Consider the following 22,936-nt stretch of genomic DNA (forward strand, 5'->3'; position numbering starts at 1 on the left):
TGCTCAATATAGAGGGGTAAATCTGATGTCAACGCCAAAACATGCCAAAGTTCTCATTTTAGGCTCGGGTCCAGCGGGCTACACCGCAGCAGTCTACGCTGCACGTGCCAACCTCAACCCCGTCATGATCACAGGTCTTGCCCAAGGCGGTCAACTGATGACCACGACAGAGGTCGATAACTGGCCCGCAGATGCGGCTGGCGTGCAGGGACCTGAACTGATGCAACGCTTTGCCGCTCATGCCGAGCGCTTTAACACTGAGATGGTGTTTGATCATATCGCGAGTGTGGACTTTTCTTCACGCCCCTATCGTCTCACAGGTGACGGTGGTGCCCAGTACACTTGCGATGCCCTGATTATTGCTACTGGCGCTTCAGCAAAGTATCTAGGGCTGCCCTCAGAGCAAGCCTTTATGGGTCGCGGCGTTTCCGGCTGCGCGACCTGCGATGGCTTTTTTTACAAGAATCAGGACGTCATCGTGGTCGGTGGCGGAAACACGGCTGTCGAAGAAGCCCTCTACTTGTCCAATATTTGTCGCTCTGTCACGGTGGTGCACCGTCGCGACAAGTTCCGCGCTGAACCCATCATGATCGACAAAATGATGGACAAGGTTGCCAATGGCAACATGAAGCTTGCGACCTTTCGTCAATTAGACGAAGTACTCGGCGATCAATCTGGCGTCACAGGCGTTCGCTTGCGCGCCACGGATTCTGACAAAACCGAAGAGCTTGCGGCCACAGGCGTCTTTATCGCGATCGGACATCAGCCCAACACCTCGATTTTTGAAGGCAAGCTCGATATGGCCAATGGCTACATCGTCACACGCAGCGGTTTAGCGGGTCTGGCAACGATGACATCAGTACCCGGTGTCTTTGCCGCTGGCGATGTGCAGGATCATGTGTATCGCCAAGCCATCACCAGCGCAGGCACGGGCTGCATGGCCGCACTCGACGCTCAGCGCTGGCTGGAGAATGCGGAACAGTAAAGCGGGCTTCGCTGACCTCAAGCGCCTGCACCAAACGGCGCTTGAAGAACAGCGTGCCCGCCAAGAGCGCGATTTGATCAAACTGCAGGCTCAGCAGCGTGCAGGCTTGAAAGGTCCTGCCTCAGTGACTTCTGCAGAGGAGGTCAAGCTATTTGCACGGGCGACTCAGTCTGTGACACCTCTAAAATCTGCTGCGCGCATGTCACACCGCCCAAGCGATACGCAGCAGGCTGATGTCATGACGCAGCGCCGACAGCGAGCATTAGGCCAGGACAATCCCAAAGTGCCTCCTCTGTCTGATGGCTTTTCTCCTTTTGCCGATACAGAAGCCGACCTGGCCTGGATCGCACCAGGCATCGGACCCGAAGTGCTGAGGCAGCTTAGACGCGCTTTTTGGCCTGTCGGTGCTCATCTTGATTTGCATGGTCTGAACAGCGATGAGGCGCGTATTGCACTGACAAACTTTATCGAAACTAGCCAGATCCACGGCACGCGCTGTGTCAGAATTGTTCATGGCAAGGGATATGGCTCGGCAGATGGGCAATCCGTCTTAAAAGCACGTGTCGCGCAATGGCTCACCCAGCTCAATACCATCAGCGCATTTGCTTCTGCTCCGCCTGCGCATGGTGGCCAAGGTGCGCTGCTGGTTCTGCTTCGCCCTCATCCGGCTCACGTAAATAATCCACCAACTGGTCGGTGATAAGAGCGGGCTTTGGTGTGCACAAAGACACCAAAATGATGACAATAAAGGCGACAGGAGCGCCAAACACCCCAGCTGCGATCGGCTGAATGTCCCACCACAGTTCGATGGGTGTGCTGCGTGGCACATTTAGCACCCACTCCCGCAACCAGGGTTGCGCCTGAACCATATAAAAAAATGTGGTGAATAAGCCTGCCAACATCCCTGCAGTCGCCCCCCATTGATTGGCACGCTTCCAAAATATTCCCATGACCAGCACGGGGAAAAACGTGGAAGCCGCCAAAGAAAAGGCAGCCCCGACCAAGAACAAGATGTCGGCGGGTGTCCGTGTTGCGGCCCATGCGGCTGTAAAGGCCACCACCAATAACAACACTTTGGACAAGATCACCTGTCGCCCACCTCCCATGCGCGATGAGACAACACGCAACAAGGTGTCGTGCGACAAGGCATTTGAAAGTGTCAGCAATAAACCATCTGCCGTTGAGAGCGCAGCCGCCAACGCACCCGCAGCAACCAGCCCGGACACCACATAAGGCAAACCTCCTATTTCAGGTGCTGCCAACACAATCACATCTCCACCAATCTGCACTTCGGAGAGTTGGACAATCCCATCGTGATTGAGATCCAAAATACTGATAAGTGAACGATCGACTGCGGACCACGCACTGACCCAAGAGGGCAAATCTACAAAGGGCATCCCCACCAGATTGTTATAGATCTCAAACTTCACCAAGATCGCGAGTGCGGGAGCTGTGAGATACAGCAACAAAATAAACAGCAAGGACCAAAACACTGATTGACGCGCGTGGCCAACAGAGGGAGTGGTCAGTGAGCGCATCAAAATATGAGGCAATCCTGCTGTCCCCAACATGAGACATAAAACAGTGGCGAGAAAGTTATTTCGGACCGCGTCAGGTGACTCATCCATTTTGCTGACAAAAGGTTCAGCATGGGGCATCGGTGGCGCTGCGCGCGCAGCAAAATCATCACGTGCTTTTGACCAAACTGTTCGAGCCGCCTCGACAGACTTTGGGTAGGCAGCGAACTCTCGCTCAAGAGAGCGTATTTCTACCATTGGCGCATCGTTTGCACGTGCACGCAGCAGTCGCACTGTCAGTTGCTGTTTCTCTGTCTCCCAAGACTCAGGAAGCTTGGCGATTCTGGACTGCATCAGATCTGCACGACTTTGCCAAATATTTCTGACTTCCAGTTCAGCCTCGTCTCGGCTCAACACTTGTTCACGCTCAATGACTTCAGCGAGTACGGTACTTGCCGCAAACTGCGGCACAGGATCGCCAGTTTGCTTCACAGCGAGCCAGATGACGGGCACCAGATAAGCAATTACCAAAATGATGTATTGACCCACCTGCGTCCACGTGACCGCCCGCATTCCTCCAAGAAAGGAACACACTAGGACACCACCCAAACCAATAAAAATGCCAAGCTCAAATGAAATGCCTGTCATGCGGGTCGTAATAATCCCAACGCCATAAATCTGTGCGACCAAGTAGGTAAAGGAGCACAGCACGGCACACATGACCCCCACGAGTCTGGGTAAATTGCCTTCGAAACGTGCTCCCAAAAACTCTGGGATCGTATAACCACCAAACTTGCGCAAATAAGGTGCTAAAAACAACGCGACTAAAACATAGCCGCCCGTCCACCCCAATATATAGGCGAGTCCGTTGTAGCCAGAGAGGTAGAGGGTGCCGGCAATCCCGATGAACGAAGCCACAGACATCCAATCCGCAGCCGTGGCCATACCGTTAAAAATGGCTGGAACTCGGCGCCCTGCCACGTAATATTCAACGGGATCGGACGTTCGACACATGATGCCGATTCCAGCGTAAAGGGCGACAGTCGAGAGCAAAAAGGCATAACCAATCCATTGCCTTTCAAGACCAAAAACCTCCAGCACCGCCAATAATATGACTAGCGAAATAAAACCTGCCGTATAAGCGGCATAGCCGCGAAACAGTCGTCCGCTAAACGCCTGTTGCTGTGAAGCCATTTTTGTAGATTGAGGCCGGGTCAAGTCTGCTTCACCTTCTGGACTCTGCGTCGTTGATCCAGCTTTTCCATTCGCCAGGCATACACCCCGACAATCACCAGAAATGCCGTGGGTGCGCCAAAAGCCGCAACCCAAAACGGAAACGGCCAGCCAAAAACCATCAGATCAGAGAGTGCTCTCGCAAAGTAAGCAGGGACAAAAGTGACAAGCCCCCAACACGCAAGCAAAATGCTAATCAGGCGCAAATTGCTGCGCCAGTATGGAGTGGTTCTGCTAGGCTTTGACATCTCAGTCATGATTTGAGTCGCAAGGTTTTGAGAAATCGGAGTGCGATGCCTAATACGACAACGGCCAACACCTTAAGTGTCAGCCGTTGTGCGTTTCTTTTTTATAATGCCGTTGCTGCTAGCATGCCCTTTATTGAGCTTTGTCCCCTCACCTGCATGAAACTGATTCTGCACCACAGATCAGCAGACCGCATCAGGGAATGCCCTAATTGAGGGCAAAATGCTTCATTTTCTTTTTATTTCAACAGGTTTTTGCCCCATTTATGTTCAATCCCTCCCGCGATCAGGTACGCCAGTTTTTTATAGAAACTTGGCGTAAACACAAGGAGCTTCAGGTCTTGACTCCGCTAGAGGATATTGCGCTGAGCTGGATCGAACAGCACCCCGAGTATCACGAGATCCTCATTGCGCCTGACTCGATGACGCGCGAGTTCAATGTCGAAGAGGGCAAAACAAACCCTTTTCTTCACCTCTCCATGCACCTCGCCATTGCGGAGCAACTCTCCATTGATCACCCTAGAGGCATTCGACAAGCATTCGACAAATTAGCGTCACGCACGGATCGACACCACGCCGCGCACGAAATCATGGAGTGTTTAGGACAAGTCGTGTGGGAGTCTCAACGCTTGGGCACCGCGCTCGATAGCGATGCCTATATTGAACTCATTCGCCAGAGAACCAGCCGAGACTGACACGTTGGCGAATGAGGTGACTGTGGTGACTGAGGTTAGAACACCTCAGTGAGAGCCCAGCCTATAAAGCCTGACTTAGCGACGAACGGACAACGGTCCTGGTTGCGCAGCTAACCATGCGGAGACGTTCTTGATGTCCTGCAGGGACAATTGCTTGGCAAAAGCACCCATGATGGCGTTTTTACGCACGTTAGCCGTAGCAGGCGCACCGGAAGCACCGCGCTGATAGGCTTTTAAAGCATGCGCCAAGAAATCAGCGTGTTGACCAGCCAGAATGGGATAAGAGGGATCAACAGACTTGACTGCATCCGCGCCATGACATGAGGCGCAGTTGAGCTTTTCCCAAACAGCTTTACCCGCTGCTAAATCGGCTGCGTGGCTCAGCGTCGCTGAACCCAACAAGAGAGCCCCAGTGAGGGCGAGCGTTAAGTGTTTCATATGAGCCCCCGATTATTTGAGATTGGAGTAATAGGCGGCCAAATCAGCCATGTCTTGGTCCGAGAGACTTTTGGAGATTGCGTCCATCGTGGGATGGGTGCGCTCACCAGTCGCGTAGGCGCGCAAAGACGACTGAATGTACTTTTCATTCTGGCCGGCAATCTTGGGCACTGAATAGATCTCGGGGAAACTTGCACGGTAGCCAGGGATACCATGGCAGCCAATACACATCGACACTTTGGCCTTGGCGGCTTCGATGTTGCCCTTTGGAGGATCCGCGGCCAGGACCGGAAAGGTCACGGCACAGGATGCTGCAAGCGCTAATTTAGCGAGCTTGCTTGAGAATCTGGAGCGCAATGAGGCACGCGTAATCAACGCGCCAACAAACTGAGACTGCAAAATGTTCGGAGACTTCATAATGGACTCTTGGTCTGGCAGGGAAAAGTCCCGGGATTAACTCCCGGCCGCAAAACGTTAGGATTGTACGATAATTGGAAAAATTAGACTTCAATTATGTATCGCAACAGACTCTGACCACTTTCATTTTGGCAACCAATGACCTCCCAGACCCCCACCTCAGCTCAAACCTCCCGCTTTGACGGTACCGAGCGCTATGTCGCGACGGACGATCTCAAACTGGCTGTTAATGCCGCCTTGACGCTTCAGCGCCCCCTGCTCATCAAAGGCGAACCTGGAACCGGCAAGACGATGCTCGCCGAAGAGGTGGCCGCAGCACTTGGCCGCCCACTGCTGCAGTGGCACATCAAATCCACCACCAAAGCGCATCAAGGTCTCTACGAATACGATGCTGTGTCCCGGTTGCGTGACTCGCAGCTCGGCGACGAAAAAGTCAAAGATATCCGCAACTACATCATGCAAGGTGTGCTCTGGCAGGCTTTCGAATCACCCGAGCCCGTCGTGCTGCTGATTGACGAGATTGACAAGGCAGATATCGAATTTCCAAATGACCTGCTGCGCGAACTGGATCAAATGGAGTTTCATGTCTACGAAACACGTTCCACCGTCAAAGCGCGACACCGCCCGCTGGTGATTATTACGTCCAACAACGAAAAAGATCTCCCAGATGCATTTTTGCGTCGCTGTTTCTTCCATTACATTCGCTTCCCCGATCGCGACACCTTGCGCAGCATTGTTGAGGTGCATTTTGCCAACCTGCATGCGGATGTGCTGCGCGCCGCGCTCGACACATTTTTTGCATTGCGCGACGCACCAGGTCTAAAAAAGAAACCCTCTACCTCAGAGTTTCTGGATTGGTTGCGTTTACTGATTGCTGAGGATGCAACGGCTGAGCAAATTGATGCGCACGCCGCGACTTCGATTCCAATGATGGCTGGCGCACTGCTCAAAAACGAGCAAGACCTTCAATTGCTCGAGCGTTTGGCAGCCGTCACCCGCACAACACGTCGCCCGCCAGGATCCCCAAATGGCGCTTGATCAAGGCTTTACTCTGACACCACGGCCCTGCACACTGACAGGGCATGGCGTGCGTCTTGAGCCCCTGTCTCTCACACATGCTGAAGCACTTACCGAGGCAGCGCGTGATGGCGAGCTCTGGAATCTACGGGTCACCTCTGTACCCGAACCCGAGCAAACCGCCAGCTATATTCAGGCTGCGCTCGATGGTTACGCAGCAGGTCATATGCTGCCGTTCGTCGTGATCCACGCGGGTACAGAAAAAATTATCGGCTCGACGCGCTATCACGACATCATTCCCTCAGTTGCGCGACTGGAGATCGGCTACACCTGGTATGCCAAAAGCCATCAGCGTAGCCATGTGAACACGGCGTGCAAACTGCTATTGCTCGAGCATGCGTTTGACACGCTCGGCGCCGCTGTCGTGGGCTGGCGAACGGACAATTTCAACCATGCGTCTCAACGTGCCATCGAGCGCCTGGGCGCCAAACGAGACGGCGTACTGCGTCACCATGCGCTCCGTCGCGACGGCACAGTCAGGGACACAGTGATGTATAGCGTCATCGCTGGCGAATGGCCTGAAGTGCACGCACATCTGACCTATCAACTGAATCGTCATGCTGATTGACTTCTTTTATCACCTCCGCACGCAAAAACTCCTTGTTTCAGTCAAGGAGTACCTGACACTGCTTGAGGCATTGTCTAGTCCGATCATGCCGCCCACGCTCGAAGATTTTTACTATCTCGCACGTACAACGCTGATCAAAGACGAAACCCTCTTTGATCGCTTTGATCGTGCGTTTGCGAGCTATTACCGCAGCTTGGAACAAAAGTTGCCAGCGGGTAAAAAGATTCCCTTGGATTGGCTGGTCGCAGAGCTAGAAAAACGCCTCACTCCCGAGCAAAAAGCCGAGCTTGAAAAGCATGGCTGGGACAAGCTCATGGAAATGTTCAAAGAGCGTCTCGAAGAGCAAAAAGGACGTCACCAAGGTGGCAGCAAATGGATTGGTACCGGCGGCACTTCGCCTTTTGGTAACAGCGGCACACACCCGGAGGGCATTCGGGTGGGGGGTACGGGGGGAAGCCGCTCTGCGGTCAAGGTCTGGGATGAACGTAACTTTAAAGACTACGACGACTCCATAGAACTCGGCACCCGTAATTTCAAGGTGGCTCTGAGACGCCTCAGGCGCTTCGCGCGCGAAGGCTCAGACTTTGAACTTGATCTCGGCGATACCATTGCGAGCACAGCCCGCAACGCAGGCTATCTCGATATCAAAATGGTTCCCGAGCGACATAACAACGTTAAAGTTTTAATGTTGTTAGATGTGGGCGGCAGTATGGACGATCACATCTCTCGTGTCGAAGAATTGTTTTCAGCCGCCAGCAGCGAATTTAGAAACCTCGAGGTTTACTATTTTCATAACTGTCCTTACGAGCATCTTTGGAAGTCGAATCGTCGCCGACAAATGGAACGTTTTGAAACTTGGGATGTGCTGCGTAAATTTAATGCCGACTGGAGACTGATTTTTGTAGGCGACGCAACCATGAGTCCCTATGAAATTTTGCAGCCCGGTGGCTCGGTCGAGCATTACAACAAAGAACCTGGTGCTGAGTGGTTACAGCGCATGGTCAATGCCTGGCCCAAAACCGTTTGGCTTAATCCCGAACCTCAAGCCTCTTGGCAATACCGTCAATCGATCTCCATCATCCGCAATATTGTCCAGGACAAAATGTTCCCCGTGACAGTTTCCGGTATTGAGCAAGCGATGCGCTTATTGTCTAAGTAGGATTCAAAAGTGAACCATTTTGGGTGCCCATGCTCAAACAGGTTCGTTGTTTCTTTCAGGACTCCCTCATGCCGTTGTTTACCGATGCCCTGAAGCGTGCACTGATTGGTGCCGCATTCGCCTTTATTGGAAGTCACTCAATGGCCGCTGCCATACCCGCAGGTATCACCCAGGTGACCAGCGTCGAAGGAATTACCGAATACCGACTGGATGCCAATGGGTTGCGTATTTTGCTCGCGCCTGACGAATCCAAACCCACCACCACCGTCAATATGACGTATCTGGTGGGCTCACGCCATGAAAATTATGGCGAGACCGGGATGGCCCATTTACTTGAGCATATGCTCTTTAAGGGCACACCTTCCATGCCCAACTCACTTGGTGAGTTTTCAAAACGCGGGCTTCAAGCCAATGGCACGACCTCCGTCGACCGAACAAACTATTACGCAAGCTTTGCGGCCAATCCCGACACGCTTGCTTGGTACCTGAACTGGCAGGCGGATGCCATGATTAACGCCACGATTAAGCGCGAAGATCTGGACACCGAAATGACCGTCGTGCGCAACGAAATGGAGAGCGGTGAAAACAACCCCTTTCGCATTCTTTGGCAAAAGATGCTTAGCATCGCCTACGAGTGGCATAACTATGGCAAAACACCTATTGGCGCACGCTCAGACGTAGAAAACGTCGACATTGCTCAGCTGCGTGCTTTTTACAAAACTTACTATCAGCCTGACAATGCCGTTTTGATCGTGACTGGCAAGTTTGACACGTCGGCTGTACTGGCCGATGTGATGAAGTCATTTGGGAACATTCCACGACCCTCCCGCATACTCCCTCCCGAATACACAACAGATCCTGTGCAAGACGGTGAACGCAGTGTCATTTTGCGGCGCGTTGGTGGTGCCCCCCTGGTTGCGGCCATGTACCACGTGCCGTCTGCTGGTCACAAAGACTTTGCCGCGATTGACCTGGCCAGCATGATCGTGGGCGACACGCCCTCAGGACGACTCTATAAGGCGATGGTCCCCACCAAGCAAGCTGCAAGCGTCTTTGGCTTTACCATGGATCGCACTGCCCCCGGTACCGTCATGTTTGGCGCAAGCTTGCAGCCCGGAATGGATCAGTCCGCCTCACTCAAGACGCTCACCCAAACGCTTGAGTCACTTGCTCAACACCCTTTTACCCAAGAAGAATTAGACCGCGTCCGAAATCAATGGTTGAAATCATGGGAGCAAATGTTCAGTGACGCCCAAAAAGTGAGCACAGGCTTATCCGAAGCTGTTGCAGTAGGCGATTGGCGTCTCTGGTTTTTAGCGCGTGATCGCATTCGTGCCGTCACCCTCGCTCAGGTTCAGCAAGCGGCTAACCTTTACCTGACGCAATCAAACCGTACAGAAGGTCAATACGTCCCCACCGAAAAACCGCAGCGTTCTCCTGCCTTTAGCAAACCGGATTTAGCAGCGGAGCTCAAAGGCTATGTCGGTGACGCGCAACTCAAACAAGCTGAAGCCTTTGATCCTGATCCAAACAATATTGACCAGCGCACACAGCGCAAAACAGTCAAACTAACTCATGGATCCATGCGGCTAGCCATGCTGTCGAAGGAGTCTCGTGGAGAGCGTGTCCAGACCGTGATTCAGTTGCATTTTGGTGATGTGAGTTCGCTCAAAGGCCAGAGGATCGCCTCGATTGCAACACCAGATCTTTTGCTAAGCGGTACAGCTCAGCTCACGCGCCAACAAATCAAGGATCGGATTGATGCGCTGGGCGGTCAAGTCAGTGTGTCGGGCTCTGGCGCAACACTCAACATCAGTTTGTCCACCACGCGTGCCAATATCGACTCGCTCGTCCAATTTGTGCTGGATACCGTCCGTGAAGCAAACTTTCCACAAGCGGAAGTCGATGAGTACAAAGCCAAACTGCTGACCTCGATCAAGAGCTCAATGACAGAACCTACGTCCATTGCCACACGCATGCTTTCACGGCATGACAACCCTTGGCCCAAAGACGATATTCGTTATCAACCAAGCTTTGAAGAATCGCTTGCCGCCATTGATGCGCTCAAGCGTGAAGACTTAGTCGCTTTTCATCAAAAGTTCTATGGCACTTCGAACACGGCAGGCGCTGCGGTGGGAAGTTTTGATCCCGTCACGTTAGAGAATATGCTCACGGCATCGCTCAATCGCTGGGGCACTGGGCAAGCATACACACGCATCCCGAACCCTTATCGCGAGATCAAGCCTGTACAGATGCAAGCACTCACGCCAGATAAAGCCAATGCGTTTTACACAGCTGCGATGCCCCTCAATATGCAAGATACTGATGCTGATTACGCAGCGCTGTCTCTGGCAAACTTTTTACTCGGGACTTCCGAGACCTCACGATTGTGGCTCCGTGTGAGGGAAAAAGAAGGTCTGTCCTACAACGTTCGGACCCGACTGAATGTGTCAGCCTTTGAGCCAAGTGGATCTTGGGGTGTGTATGCCATCTTTTCTCCAGAAAACCGCCAAAAAGTTGAGGCAGCGATTCGCGAAGAATTTGAACGCGTATTGAAGGACGGTTTTAGCCAAACTGAAGTTCAAGACGGCATCAAAGCACTGCTCAACTATCGCAAACTTGCGCGTGCTCAGGATAGTGGTTTAACAGGCGCCTGGATCAATTATCTTGACACAGGTCGCACGTTTGCTTGGGCAGCCGAACTCGACCGGAAACTGTCCACACTATCTGCAGAGCAAGTCAATACAGTCGTACGCAAATATCTCAAGCCTGCGGCGTTCAGCAGCGTAGCAGCGGGAGACTTTGAAAAGAAGAAGTAATGAAAACGATAGACTGGATGATGTAAGTGATAAGGGCCGAATCTCACACTAAGATTCGGCCCTTATACATTGGTAACGGACGCGATACTTAGGAGAAAAAATCCTTAACGCGATCTGTCCAAGACTTGCTCTGTGGGGAGTGACGCTCGCCCCCCTCGCCAAGTGAAGATTCAAACTGACGCAAGATTGCTTTCTGCTCGTCGGTTAGCTTGACTGGAGTTTCCACGACAAAGTGGCAGTACAAGTCTCCTGGATATGCGCCCCGAACGCCTTTAATGCCCTTGCCACGCAGCCTGAAGGTTTTGCCGGACTGTGTGCCTTCGGGAATCGTGATCTCTGCTTTGCCATTTAAAGTAGGTACCTGAATATCTCCACCGAGCGCCGCGGTCGTAAAAGGAATAGTCAGCTCGCAATGCAAGTCATCATTTTCACGTTGGAAGATCTTGTGCTCCTTGATGTGGATTTCCACAAACAAGTCCCCTGGAGGTCCGCCATTGATGCCAGGCTCACCGTTGCCGGAGGAGCGAATACGCATCCCGTCATCAATACCCGCGGGGATTTTGACTTGGAGCGTTTTATTACGACGGGTACGTCCCACGCCGTCGCAAGGCACGCAAGGATCCGTGATTTCCTTGCCACTACCGTGGCACGTTGGACACGTTTGCTGCACGCTAAAAAAGCCCTGCTGCATGCGTACCGCACCTGAGCCACCACACGTGCGGCATGTCTTAGGCGTTGTGCCAGCTTTGGCACCACTACCTTTGCAGACTTCACAATTTTCCCAGCTTGGCACGCGAATTTCAGTATCAAAGCCATTCGCCGCCTGCTCAAGTGTGATTTCCATCGCGTACTTGAGGTCAGCTCCTCGATAAACCTGAGGACCACCACCACCGCCTCTGCGTCCAGCACCGAAAATTTCACCAAAAATATCGCCGAAAGCATCGCCAAAACCAGCCCCGCCTGCGCCACCCATGCCTGCGGCATTGGGATCAACACCTGCGTGTCCATAACGATCATAAGCAGCACGCTTATTGGCGTCAGACAACACTTCGTAAGCCTCTTTAGCTTGCTTGAATTTCTCTTCGGCTTCTTTACTATCCGGATTGCGATCCGGATGATATTTCATTGCCAGCTTACGGTAGGCTTTTTTAAGTTCATCGTCCGAGGCGTTTTTAGCAACGCCAAGGGTTTCATAAAAATCGCGTTTTGCCATGATCTCAGGCTCTTTTATTCAAACAGTATGAAGGTGGGCAAAAAAATGCGCCCGGGATGCTCTGAAAGAGTCCCGGGCGGATCGTGTCTAAGTCTAGACGATCACTTTTGATCGCGCTTAACTTCTTTGAACTCAGCATCGACCACATTGTCATCAGCTGGCTTAGCACCAGCCTCTGCACCTGCATCGCCCTGCGCGGCAGCCTGAGCAGCCTGAGCATCGGCATACATCTTTTCACCGAGCTTTTGCGAAGCAGTCGACAGCAATTCGACTTTAGCGTCGATCGCTGCTTTGTCTGAGCCGTTTTTCAACACTTCTTCGACATCAGTGATTGCAGCTTCGATCGCTGTTTTCTCTTCCGCTTCAAGCTTGTCGCCATACTCAGTCAACGACTTGCGTGTCGCGTGAACCAAAGCATCCGCACTATTACGCGCCATCGCCAACTCAGCCATGCGGTGATCTTCCTCGGCATTCGCCTCGGCGTCTTTCACCATACGCTGAATCTCTTCTTCGGTCAGACCTGAGTTCGCCTGAATCGTGATCTTGTTTTCCTTGCCTGTGCCCTTGTCTTTCGCGGACACGTGCACGATACCGTTTGCATCAATATCAAAGGTCACTTCGATCTGCGGCGTGCCACGTGCTGCTGGAGGAATACCCTCAAGATTGAATTCGCCCAGAGTCTTGTTACCGGCCGCGATTTCGCGCTCACCTTGGAATACCTTGATGGTGACGGCAGGCTGATTGTCATCCGCTGTCGAAAACACTTGTGAGTGACGGGTTGGAATGGTCGTGTTCTTTGTGATCATCTTGGTCATCACGCCACCGAGCGTTTCAATACCAAGTGACAATGGTGTCACGTCCAACAACAACACATCCTTGCGGTCACCAGACAATACAGAACCCTGAATCGCCGCGCCTGCAGCCACAGCCTCGTCAGGATTCACGTCTTTGCGTGGATCACGACCAAAGAACTCTTTGACCTTTTCCTGAACTTTAGGCATGCGCGTCATACCGCCGACCAAAATCACGTCGTCGATCTCACTGACTTTGACGCCCGCATCTTTGATGGCGATGCGGCAAGGCTCGATGGTGCGAGCGATCAGCTCTTCGACCAAGGACTCGAGCTTAGCGCGCGTCATCTTCAGGTTCAAGTGCTTAGGACCTGAAGCATCCGCGGTGATGTAGGGCAGGTTGATTTCAGTCTGCTGACTGGAGGACAACTCGATCTTGGCTTTTTCAGCAGCTTCTTTCAAGCGCTGCAAAGCAAGCACGTCCTTGGAGAGGTCCACGCCCTGCTCTTTCTTGAATTCGCCAATGACGTATTCGATAATGCGCTGGTCAAAGTCCTCGCCACCCAAGAAGGTGTCGCCATTAGTCGACAGCACTTCGAATTGCTTTTCACCGTCGACGTCCGCAATTTCGATAATCGAAATATCGAATGTACCGCCACCCAAGTCATAGACCGCGATCTTGCGATCGCCTTTTTCCATCTTGTCCATACCGAAAGCCAATGCAGCTGCAGTCGGTTCGTTGATGATGCGCTTGACATCCAAACCTGCAATGCGGCCTGCATCCTTGGTAGCCTGACGCTGGCTGTCGTTGAAGTAGGCAGGAACCGTAATGACGGCCTCAGTCACTTCTTCGCCCAGAAAGTCCTCGGCAGTCTTTTTCATTTTGCGCAGCACATCCGCCGCAACCTGCGAAGGTGCGAGCTTTTTATTTTGCGCTTCCACCCATGCATCGCCATTGTCAGCTTTGACAATTTTGTAAGGCATCAAATGGATGTCTTTTTGCACAGCATCTTCGGAAAACTTGCGACCGATCAGACGCTTAACGGCATAAAGAGTGTTCGTTGGATTGGTCACAGCCTGACGCTTGGCGGGGGCACCTACCAAAGTCTCGCCATCTTCCATGTAGGCGACAATCGAGGGTGTGGTGCGGGCGCCTTCAGCGTTTTCCAGAATTTTGACCTGATTGCCGTCCATGACTGCCACACAACTATTGGTGGTGCCAAGATCGATACCGATAATCTTACCCATGGTGAATTACCTTTAAAAAATCAGAATGAGATGAATTGCTTGAATGAATAGAAGATGGGGCACAAATCTGTAATTTCAAGCCCAGTTCAACCTCTTTCATTCAAAAACCGTTTTCGGACTGTGTTTAGTGTGTCAGGCCGCGACCGTCACAAGAGCGGGACGCAATACCCGATCTGCGATCAGATAGCCTTTTTGCAGCGTCTGGACCACCGTATTGGCCTCCTGCTCAGCCGGAATCGTGGCGATCGCCTGATGCTGATGGGGGTCAAATTTAGTACCTGAGGCAGGTGCGATTTCTTTGAGGTGATTGCGTTCAAAACCTGTGATCAGCTGCTTGAGGGTCATTTCTATGCCCGCACGCATGTCTTCTTGGCTTTGCTCTGACTGCGCCAAAGCAGCTTCGAGGCTGTCCTTGACCGGCACCATGCTCTCGGCGAAAGATTCAATACCAAACTTACGTGCTTTGGATACTTCGTCCTGTGCGCGACGACGGACATTTTCCATCTCTGCATGCGCGCGCAGTACTTGGTCCTTGTGCTCAGAGACTTGAGCAAGTGCCGCAGCCAAGTCAGCCTCTAATTGCTCGATCGGATCAAGCGGCTCCTGACCGTGCGCATGAGTCGCCTCGGCGCCCGAGGCTGGTTGATCTTGCTGGACTGCGTCAGACTTAGCGTCTGCGGAACCGTTGTTAGCCGTCATGTACTTCTCCAGAAAAATGCATTGTTGCTAAAGCATTTGGGGGCAAAATCCCCAGATTCAAGAGAAAATACAAAATAATTTGTCGGGTTTCAGCGACTTTATTCAGAGCGAATCGGCCAACCCTGAAGATGCTCCTCGACCATGTCAGCCAGTGCGCGAATCCAAGCCGGATCATCATTTAAGGCCGAGATATAACGAAATTGCTTGCCGCCGGCATGCTTAAACGTGTCACCAACCTCAATCGAGATTTCCTCGAGTGTCTCAAGACAGTCTGCCAAAAAGCCCGGGCACACCACATCAATCTCCGTTACACCCTCTTTGGCGAGACGTTCAACCGTAGGCTCTGTATAGGGCTCCAGCCACTTGGCCGGCCCAAAACGACTCTGAAATGTCACTAAATACTGATCATCAGTCAAACCAAGATGTAAAGCGAGGGCGCGAGCCGTTTCATAAGAATCCTTGCAATAGGGATCTCCCATGTTGACGCATTGTTGCGGCAAGCCGTGAAAACTCATGACAAGCTTTTGTGGACGGCCGTGTGCCGCCCACAAAGCAGCGATTTTGTCGCTTAAGGGCTTGATAAAAGAGGGATGGGTATGAAAACGCTTGATAAAGCGCATTGCAGGTTGATCACGCAATCTGGCCGCAACTTGTGTCACAGCGTCTACCACCGTGGCGGTTGTGCTGGAAGCGTACTGAGGGTAAAGAGGCACCACCAGGATATTTTCGCAACCACGCTCACGTAAAGACATCATGGCACTTTTAATCGAAGGGTTGCCATAACGCATGCCCGTCTCCACCTCGACCTCCAGACCGCGCTCAGCAAAAACTTTACGCAAACCCTCTGTCTGACGTTGTGTATAGACCAAGAGCGGTGAACCCTCTTCCATCCAAATGCTCTGATAGCGCGGCGCAAGCTTGCGTGGCCGCGCCAACAATATTGGGCCATTCAATATGGGCCACCACAAAAACTTGGGGATCTCGATGACGCGCGGGTCAGATAAAAACTCGCGCAGATATCGTTTAATGGCCGGGGCGGTGGGCGCATCCGGCGTCCCTAGGTTCACCAGCAACACCCCGACTCTGGCCTGGGTGAAGGGCTTGGGCCAAGGCATAAAACGCGTGGCAGGTGCGCTTGCACGCTTGGGTTCGGACCAAAATCGCATATTAAGAACGCTCAGAAGAGTTGTGGCTCAGCGCATTTGAAAGTAAACGCGCCGTAATGTCGACAATAGGAATGACGCGCTCGTAGGCCATCCGCGTCGGACCAATGACACCCAGCGTCCCGATGACATGACCGTCGATACTGTAGGGAGCGGTGATCACGGACAGATCCTCCGTTGGCACCAGATCAGAATCGCCACCGATGTAAATTTGCACACCTTGCGCGCGACTGGACACCTCGAGCAACTGCAAGAGATCGGTTTTTTTCTCAAACATCGAGAAGGTCTTGCGCAATCGGTCCATATCAGAGGCGAGTTCATTGACATCCAGAAGCCTGCGCTCGCCAGAAATCACCATCGTTTCAACCTCATCGGCTGCCTCAGCCCCTGCCTCGACGGCAGCTTGCATGAGGCGGGATGTGTCCTCTTGGAGGCGGGCGAGATCCTTTGCGAGTGTCTGTCTGACCTCGGAGAAAGACTTGCCCGCAAAGTTGTGATTGAAAAAATTGGCGGCTTCGATAAGTGCGGTGCTGCTGTAATCTCGGGGGGTCAGCAAAATCCGGTTTTGCACGTCCCCGTCCGGCGTCACAATGATGAGAAGAATACGCTTTTCCGAGAGCCGAATGAACTCGATTTGGCGAAAAACCTGAGCGCGTTTAGGGGATAAGACGACCCCGGCAAACTGCGTCAAGCTCGACAGCATTGAAGCCGCGGCGTTGACCGCGCGCGAAGGGTCGGAGGCTGACTGTAAATCCCGCACATTGGAAGTCGAAGCCAGCTCAAAAGGTTTGGCTGTCAACATTGTGTCGACAAACAAGCGATACCCTTTGGGAGTCGGCACGCGTCCGGCTGAGGTGTGCGGGCTGTGAATCAACCCGAATTCTTCGAGATCCGCCATCACGTTGCGAATAGTTGCAGGTGACAAGTCGAACAATTTTGAGAGCGTACGGGATCCGACGGGCTGACCGTCGTCAATGTACCTTTCGATTAATGCTTTAAGCAGGGAGCGCGCACGATCATCCATCATCGCCCTATTTTACCTTCCCCACCTCTATAATCGAATAGTTTTTCGTCGATTGAGCTTTGCATGCATTTTCCCATCATCGCATTAGTGGGCCGTTACCAAGACTCGGGCTTGCATGCTCCGCTGCGCGCGCTTGCCACCCAGCTGACCCAAGCCGGCCGTCAGGTCCTGATCGAAGCCGAAACGGCACGCCATACAGGCGTCTCAGAATACCCAGCCGCCGACTTTTCCGAAATCGGTCAACGCGCAGACCTCGCGATTGTGATGGGCGGCGATGGCACGATGCTTGGCGCCGCTCGGCACCTGGCCCCTTTTGCCGTTCCGGTCGTGGGTATCAACCACGGTCGCCTGGGCTTCATTACAGATATTCCTGTGCATGATGCGAATGCCGCGTTGACCGACCTGCTACAGGGTCGCTTTGACACCGAGGAGCGCATGCTGCTGAGCGCCACAGTCTGGCGCGGCCAAGAGCAGATGTACGCTGCGACCGCACTCAATGATGTCGTACTGAACCGCGCGGGTCGCGGCGGCATGATCGAGGTGCGCGTTGAGGTCAACAACGCCTTCATGTATACACAGCGAGCCGATGGATTGATTGTTGCCACGCCGACGGGCTCGACCGCCTACGCCCTTTCAGCGGCCGGCCCCATTCTGCACCCCTCAGTCAGTGCGATGCTCTTGGTGCCTGTCGCCCCCCAAACACTCTCTAACCGTCCCATCGTCATCCCCGCCGACAGCGTGCTCAACATGACCCTCAGCGCCATGAGTCGCGTCGAGCTTGGTGCCAGCGTGCACTTTGACATGCAGACTTGGTCAGATCTGACTTCCGGTGATCGTATTGTTGTGCAGCGCGCACCACACACCATTCGCTTCCTGCACCCAACCGGCTACAGCTTTTTTTCCACTTTGCGCCGCAAACTCGACTGGAATCGGCTGCCGCAGTCCGGTAACGACGGGGAATAAAGGATGCTACGCGCACTCCATATTCGCGACTTTGTGATCGTGACCGAAGCAGAAATCAATTTTGAGTCGGGATTTACAGTTTTTTCAGGCGAAACCGGTGCAGGGAAATCCATTCTGATCGACGCTCTGGCTCTTACCTTAGGAGAGCGCGCCGACTCTTCGGTTTTAAGAAGTGGTGCGGCGCGTGCTGAAATCAGTGCAGTGTTTGACGTTCCCCCAGAGCTCTCTCTGTGGCTTACTGAGCATGACCTGAGCGGAGAGGGCGAGCTGGTGTTGCGCCGAGTAGTCGATGCTCAAGGTCGCAGCCGCGCATACATCAACGGCTCAGCCGTGACGATTGCACAGCTGCGCGAAGTCGGCGAGTACCTAGTGGACATTCATGGCCAGCATGCCCATCAGAGCCTGTTGCGCACCGAAAGTCAGCGCGACATGGTGGATGCGCACGGTGGACACCAGGCGCTGCGCCAACAAGTCTCACTCGCTTGGAAGGCCTTAAGGAAAATCGAACGTCAGCTCACACTTTCCGAACAAGATGCCAATGCCCTGAATGCCGCCAGGGAAAAACTGGAATGGCAGCTCGGCGAACTCGATCGCCTGTCACTCGGTGCGACAGAATGGGAAGAGGTGTCTGCCGAGCAAACGCGACTGGCAAACGCTCAATCGCTGCTTGACGGTGCAGCCCTCGCGCTCGGATGCCTAGATGAAAATGAGGACTCGGCGCATCACCAGATCGTGGCGGCACTTCAGAAAATCACTCAACTCCTGAGACATGATCCTGCGTTGCAAGCCGTACACGAATCGCTTGAGTCCGCACGTATTTCAGTCAGCGAGGCGGTTTCCGACCTCAATGCTTATTTGTCACGTGTAGAGCTGGATCCCGAAAGGCTCGCGATCGTCGACGAACGGATGCGCAATATTTTCGATCTTGCTCGCAAATTCAAAACCGAGCCCGAACAGCTTTACACACTTCATGCGGCCTTGCGCAGCGAACAAGAAGCCCTGAGTGCCTCTGCGGATATTGAAACGCTTCGTGCCACGGCCGCCGCACTCAAAGCCGAATATCAAACCCATGCCCGTGCGCTGACGACAGCCCGACGTAAGGCGGCTATTGACCTGTCGAAACAAGTGTCCAAGGCCATGCAAACCTTGGCGATGGAGGGGGGGCAGTTCAGCGTAGCGCTTGCTGAAGGTCCCGCCTCGGCGCAGGGTCAAGATGTCGTGGAATTCTTAGTCGCTGGACATGCAGGAACGACCCCAAAACCCTTGGCCAAAGTGGCCTCAGGCGGTGAGCTGGCCCGCATTTCGCTGGCGCTTTCGGTGATTGCGAGCCGTGCCGCACGGGTGCCTACCCTGATATTTGATGAAGTCGACAGTGGAATTGGCGGTGCTGTGGCCGAAGTAGTCGGCAATCTGCTACGCGAGCTGGGGTTGCGCCATCAAGTGCTTTGCGTCACCCACCTCCCTCAAGTGGCGGCTCGGGGCCAGCAGCATTTTCAAGTCAGCAAGCAACAGACAAAGGGCGTGACCGAGTCGTCGATTGCAAAACTTGATGTTCAGGCACGGATCGAAGAGGTCGCCAGAATGCTCGGCGGCATCAAAATCACTCCGACTACGCTCAAACATGCCCAAGAGCTGCTGGAGTCCTGAGCGCTAGCAGCAGGTCAGCTTTCTTTAGTGACAGCTTTTACACACACCATATAAAACCATGGCATGACTTTCCAGGGTAAAACCGTTGTCTCGTGCGATTTTTTGCTGACGCTTTTCGATCTCATCGTCATTGAATTCGGTCACTGAACCGCAATGGGTACAGATCAAATGATCGTGGTGATCACCATCATTGAGCTCAAAAATCGATTTACCACCGTCAAACTGACTCCTGGACAGGATACCGGCTTGCTCAAACTGAGTCAGCACTCTGTAAACCGTTGCCAAACCAATATCGATATTTTCAGCAATGAGAAAGCGATATACATCCTCTGCGCTTAAGTGGCGATCATCTGACTTACGAAAAATGTCCAAAATCTTTAAGCGCGGAAACGTCGCCTTTAAGCCAACGTTTTTTAAATCACTTTGATCGTTTTCGAGATCCACGGATTGTCCTGTAGGGTAAAGACTTCGGCTCTGTAAAGCTTTATGATAACGTCTTTAGTCCTTTTCCCATCAGAGGTTCGCAGTGTTCATGCTCCGTCAATACACCTCTCCTTTGCGCACTGGCTTGGCTTTGCTTGCCCTGGCGGTCGGTATGACTGCACTTTCTGGCTGCTCCTCCAGCCAGTGGGGTTTCCCTTACAAGTCTGGCGTCCAACAAGGCAACTGGATCACAAAAGATCAGGTGGCGCTGCTGCGCCCCGGGATGACACGTGAGCAAGTTCGCTTTGCGTTAGGCACACCAACGCTGAGCAGCGCGCTGCATGCCAACCGCTGGGACTATCCCTACTATTACCGTGCAGGCAACGGCAAGGTCGAAGATCGCGTGTTCACCGTGCTGTTTGACGGTGGACAACTCACCAGCTGGAAAGGTGATGAGCAGCCTGAATTGCAGCCCTTTCAAATTGCTCGCGACGAAGTCGGTATCTCCAAGCGCGAAGCCGCGCAGGACGCTTTATTTAGAGAGCGTCAGGCAAACGACTCCGGCATCGGCGCACCGATCGAAATGGCACCTGGCCTGAGCTTAGGACAGACCATCGGAGACACGTCGGTCTCTGACCCCGCCGCGATTCCGGGTGCTCCCGAAGACGCGCCTGCGCCATTGCAGTAAACACCGTTACAAAAGAGTTCATGATGAGAATTGCAATTGCTGGAGCGAGCGGTCGCATGGGCCGTATGCTCATCGAAGCGGTCACTCAGTCGAATGACCTGCAACTGACCGTTGCCCTCGATATCGCTGGTGCGCCAATGTTGGGGCAAGATGCGTGTGCGTTTCTTGGCCAACCAAGCGGCGTGCTGATCACTGATCAGCTGGCTGCGATCAAAGGGGCTGATTGCCTGATTGACTTCACTCGGCCCGAGGGTTCACTGCAGCACTTAGCGGCCTGCGTGGAGCATGGCGTCAACATGGTGATTGGTACAACAGGTTTTGACGAAGCTGGCAAAGCTGCAATCACCAAAGCAGCTGAGAGTATTGGAATTGTATTTGCCCCGAATATGAGCGTAGGCGTCAACGCCACGCTCAAATTGCTCGATATGGCGGCACGTATCCTGAACTCTGGCTATGACGTTGAGGTCTTTGAAGCCCATCACCGCCACAAGGTGGATGCTCCCTCCGGCACAGCCCTCAAAATGGGTGAAACGATTGCAGAGGCCTGGGGCAAACCCCTCGATGACATTGCAACTTGGACACGCCACGGACACACTGGTGCACGCAAAACGGGTGAAATCGGTTTTTCCGTCGTACGCGGCGGGGATATCGTCGGTGATCACACGGTGTTTTTCTGTGGCACGGGCGAACGTATCGAAATTTCTCACCGCTCAAGCAGCCGTGCCGGCTATGCAGAAGGCAGTCTCCGTGCAGCCAGATTTCTAGAGGGCAAACATCAGGGCTTGTTCGATATGCAAACCGTGCTGGGTCTCTGATCTAGCCCAGCATTGTCACTGCAGCCGCGTCAGACACCACGACAGGCTCAATTTCAAGCTCAACCCCAAATTGGGCGCGAACTGCTGAGCGAACGTCTTGGGCCAGTCTCAAGAGCTCTGCGTCTTGTGCCCCCCCGTAGTTCACCAACACCAAGGCTTGACGGTCATGCACGCCGACCGCTCCTTGGCGTCTACCTTTCCAGCCTGCACGTTCAATCATCCACCCTGCAGCAAGTTTAAAACTGCCGTCCGGCTGAGCATAGGCCACCAAATCGGCAAATTTTTGCTTGAGTGACGCATATACAGCCGCCGAAACAATTGGATTTTTAAAAAAGCTTCCTGCATTTCCTAAAATGGCAGGATCCGGTAGTTTGGTGCGCCGAATGTCACATACGGCATCCATCACTTGTCGCGCGGTCACGTCTTCAGAATTTATAGAGGCAAGCCCTGGATGCTTTTGCAAATCTGGGTAGGTCAGCACGGGTGCCCAGCGCTTGGGCAACAAAAATCTCACAGACACGATCAACCAGGTGCCAGGGACAGCACGCTTAAAAATGCTGTCTCGGTAAGCAAAAGCACACTCAGCTCTGGACAGCGTGATCAGGCGTCCCTCCGGAATATGCCAAGCCGTGACAGACTCGATGCGCTCCTGCACCTCAACGCCATACGCACCAATATTTTGAACAGGTGAGGCGCCAACGGTGCCCGGAATGAGTGCCAAGTTTTCGAGACCCAGCCAACCGTTTTTTGTTGCGGTCTCCACCCAATGGTGCCAACCTTCACCGGCGGCGACATCAATACGATAGGCCTCATCCTGACCGGGCGCGTATGCCTCGACCAGTGCAATTCCCTTGAGTGCCACTTGCACCACCACACGATTCAGCTCTGCAGGCAAGACCACATTACTCCCGCCGCCCAGCACGAACAGGTCGTGATGGTCGCGATAAAGTGCAGTGATCTGCGCAAGCTGGGACAGAGAGGTCAGCGTCAAGACGCGCTTGGCCCGACACGCCAACCCGAGCGTATTGAGTCGATCGAGCGATACAGTCTGCAGCGAATTGTCAAAATCAGAATAATTTTGGGTTGGATTTGACATGTAGGTGGGTAGT

22 protein-coding genes are annotated in these 22,936 nt (G+C 53.3%); 11 read left to right on the top strand and 11 right to left on the bottom strand.

All coding sequences use genetic code 11. The features are described from left to right. Window positions 1–25 precede the first annotated feature (25 nt). Window positions 26–985 carry a thioredoxin-disulfide reductase gene (gene trxB, locus WBJ47_RS09765; RefSeq protein ID WP_422246632.1) on the top strand — a complete coding sequence of 320 codons (960 nt, stop codon included), beginning with the start codon at window positions 26–28 and terminating at the stop codon, window positions 983–985. Next, window positions 972–1,685, top strand: a complete 714-nt coding sequence (locus WBJ47_RS09770; protein WP_422246634.1) for a Smr/MutS family protein — start codon at window positions 972–974, stop codon at window positions 1,683–1,685. The genes trxB and WBJ47_RS09770 overlap by 14 nt, the downstream gene beginning before the upstream one ends. On the opposite strand, the gene WBJ47_RS09775 is transcribed toward WBJ47_RS09770, so the two are convergent. Together WBJ47_RS09775 and WBJ47_RS09780 are read right to left on the bottom strand one after the other, a co-directional pair. Further along, on the bottom strand, window positions 1,579–3,696 hold the full coding sequence (locus WBJ47_RS09775) for a sodium:solute symporter family protein (protein ID WP_422246635.1): 2,118 nt from the start codon (window positions 3,694–3,696) through the stop codon (window positions 1,579–1,581). The two genes, WBJ47_RS09770 and WBJ47_RS09775, sit on opposite strands and share 107 nt — an antisense overlap. Before the next feature lie 20 nt (window positions 3,697–3,716). Further along, window positions 3,717–3,992, bottom strand: coding sequence for a DUF4212 domain-containing protein (locus WBJ47_RS09780; RefSeq protein WP_422246636.1), 276 nt, complete (start codon window positions 3,990–3,992; stop codon window positions 3,717–3,719). A 254-nt stretch (window positions 3,993–4,246) separates the two neighbouring features. On the opposite strand from WBJ47_RS09780, the gene WBJ47_RS09785 reads away from it, so the two are divergent. Continuing rightward, window positions 4,247–4,675, top strand: a complete 429-nt coding sequence (locus WBJ47_RS09785) for a DUF1841 family protein (RefSeq protein ID WP_422246638.1) — start codon at window positions 4,247–4,249, stop codon at window positions 4,673–4,675. Between the two features lie 75 nt (window positions 4,676–4,750). Here the strand turns inward: WBJ47_RS09785 and WBJ47_RS09790 are convergent, their stop codons facing one another. Then, window positions 4,751–5,113: a c-type cytochrome gene (locus tag WBJ47_RS09790; protein ID WP_422246639.1), complete on the bottom strand. Its 363-nt coding sequence runs from the start codon at window positions 5,111–5,113 to the stop codon at window positions 4,751–4,753. 12 nt (window positions 5,114–5,125) lie between these two features. Continuing rightward, window positions 5,126–5,530, bottom strand: coding sequence for a c-type cytochrome (locus tag WBJ47_RS09795; RefSeq protein ID WP_422246641.1), 405 nt, complete (start codon window positions 5,528–5,530; stop codon window positions 5,126–5,128). Between the two features lie 138 nt (window positions 5,531–5,668). On the opposite strand from WBJ47_RS09795, the gene WBJ47_RS09800 reads away from it, so the two are divergent. From WBJ47_RS09800 to WBJ47_RS09815, 4 genes are all read left to right on the top strand, one after another. Then, window positions 5,669–6,568, top strand: a complete 900-nt coding sequence (locus WBJ47_RS09800; RefSeq protein ID WP_422246643.1) for an AAA family ATPase — start codon at window positions 5,669–5,671, stop codon at window positions 6,566–6,568. Beyond that, the gene (locus WBJ47_RS09805) at window positions 6,558–7,175 is read left to right on the top strand and encodes a GNAT family N-acetyltransferase (RefSeq protein WP_422246645.1); all 618 of its coding nucleotides are present in this window, start codon (window positions 6,558–6,560) and stop codon (window positions 7,173–7,175) included. The genes WBJ47_RS09800 and WBJ47_RS09805 overlap by 11 nt, the downstream gene beginning before the upstream one ends. Then, complete coding sequence (locus WBJ47_RS09810) at window positions 7,165–8,334, top strand: vWA domain-containing protein (protein WP_422246647.1); 1,170 nt, start codon at window positions 7,165–7,167, stop codon at window positions 8,332–8,334. Before WBJ47_RS09805 ends, WBJ47_RS09810 begins: the two co-directional genes overlap by 11 nt. Window positions 8,335–8,402: 68 nt before the next feature. Continuing rightward, the gene (locus WBJ47_RS09815) at window positions 8,403–11,153 is read left to right on the top strand and encodes a M16 family metallopeptidase (protein WP_422246649.1); all 2,751 of its coding nucleotides are present in this window, start codon (window positions 8,403–8,405) and stop codon (window positions 11,151–11,153) included. Between the two features lie 88 nt (window positions 11,154–11,241). On the opposite strand, the gene dnaJ is transcribed toward WBJ47_RS09815, so the two are convergent. The 5 genes from dnaJ to hrcA all read right to left on the bottom strand — a co-directional run bounded on the left by dnaJ (window position 11,242) and on the right by hrcA (window position 17,291). Then, a complete protein-coding gene (gene dnaJ / locus WBJ47_RS09820) occupies window positions 11,242–12,366 on the bottom strand; it encodes a molecular chaperone DnaJ (protein WP_422246651.1) in 1,125 nt (374 codons plus the stop codon). A 101-nt stretch (window positions 12,367–12,467) separates the two neighbouring features. After that, a complete protein-coding gene (gene dnaK / locus WBJ47_RS09825; protein ID WP_422246653.1) occupies window positions 12,468–14,405 on the bottom strand; it encodes a molecular chaperone DnaK in 1,938 nt (645 codons plus the stop codon). A 132-nt stretch (window positions 14,406–14,537) separates the two neighbouring features. Next, the gene (gene grpE / locus WBJ47_RS09830) at window positions 14,538–15,104 is read right to left on the bottom strand and encodes a nucleotide exchange factor GrpE (protein WP_422246654.1); all 567 of its coding nucleotides are present in this window, start codon (window positions 15,102–15,104) and stop codon (window positions 14,538–14,540) included. A gap of 98 nt (window positions 15,105–15,202) precedes the next feature. Continuing rightward, window positions 15,203–16,270, bottom strand: coding sequence for a ferrochelatase (hemH, locus tag WBJ47_RS09835; protein ID WP_424585354.1), 1,068 nt, complete (start codon window positions 16,268–16,270; stop codon window positions 15,203–15,205). Between the two features lies 1 nt (window position 16,271). Beyond that, window positions 16,272–17,291 carry a heat-inducible transcriptional repressor HrcA gene (hrcA, locus tag WBJ47_RS09840; RefSeq protein ID WP_422243964.1) on the bottom strand — a complete coding sequence of 340 codons (1,020 nt, stop codon included), beginning with the start codon at window positions 17,289–17,291 and terminating at the stop codon, window positions 16,272–16,274. 63 nt (window positions 17,292–17,354) lie between these two features. On the opposite strand from hrcA, the gene WBJ47_RS09845 reads away from it, so the two are divergent. Both WBJ47_RS09845 and recN read left to right on the top strand, forming a co-directional pair. Next, complete coding sequence (locus WBJ47_RS09845) at window positions 17,355–18,254, top strand: NAD kinase (protein WP_422243942.1); 900 nt, start codon at window positions 17,355–17,357, stop codon at window positions 18,252–18,254. 3 nt (window positions 18,255–18,257) lie between these two features. Continuing rightward, window positions 18,258–19,901 (top strand): DNA repair protein RecN, encoded by a 1,644-nt coding sequence (gene recN, locus WBJ47_RS09850; RefSeq protein WP_422243943.1) that lies wholly within the window; start codon window positions 18,258–18,260, stop codon window positions 19,899–19,901. Window positions 19,902–19,925: 24 nt separating this feature from the next. Here recN and fur read toward each other — a convergent pair whose 3' ends face one another. Further along, window positions 19,926–20,345 carry a ferric iron uptake transcriptional regulator gene (gene fur / locus WBJ47_RS09855; protein WP_422243944.1) on the bottom strand — a complete coding sequence of 140 codons (420 nt, stop codon included), beginning with the start codon at window positions 20,343–20,345 and terminating at the stop codon, window positions 19,926–19,928. Window positions 20,346–20,433: 88 nt separating this feature from the next. On the opposite strand from fur, the gene WBJ47_RS09860 reads away from it, so the two are divergent. Together WBJ47_RS09860 and dapB are read left to right on the top strand one after the other, a co-directional pair. Continuing rightward, window positions 20,434–21,012: an outer membrane protein assembly factor BamE gene (locus WBJ47_RS09860; RefSeq protein WP_422243945.1), complete on the top strand. Its 579-nt coding sequence runs from the start codon at window positions 20,434–20,436 to the stop codon at window positions 21,010–21,012. Between the two features lie 23 nt (window positions 21,013–21,035). Beyond that, window positions 21,036–21,827 carry a 4-hydroxy-tetrahydrodipicolinate reductase gene (gene dapB, locus WBJ47_RS09865; protein ID WP_422243965.1) on the top strand — a complete coding sequence of 264 codons (792 nt, stop codon included), beginning with the start codon at window positions 21,036–21,038 and terminating at the stop codon, window positions 21,825–21,827. A gap of 1 nt (window position 21,828) precedes the next feature. Here the strand turns inward: dapB and murB are convergent, their stop codons facing one another. Beyond that, complete coding sequence (gene murB / locus WBJ47_RS09870) at window positions 21,829–22,923, bottom strand: UDP-N-acetylmuramate dehydrogenase (RefSeq protein WP_422243946.1); 1,095 nt, start codon at window positions 22,921–22,923, stop codon at window positions 21,829–21,831. Window positions 22,924–22,936 lie beyond the last annotated feature (13 nt).

The sequence above is a fragment of the Zwartia sp. genome, assembly GCF_049655405.1.
GTDB lineage: Bacteria > Pseudomonadota > Gammaproteobacteria > Burkholderiales > Burkholderiaceae_B > Zwartia.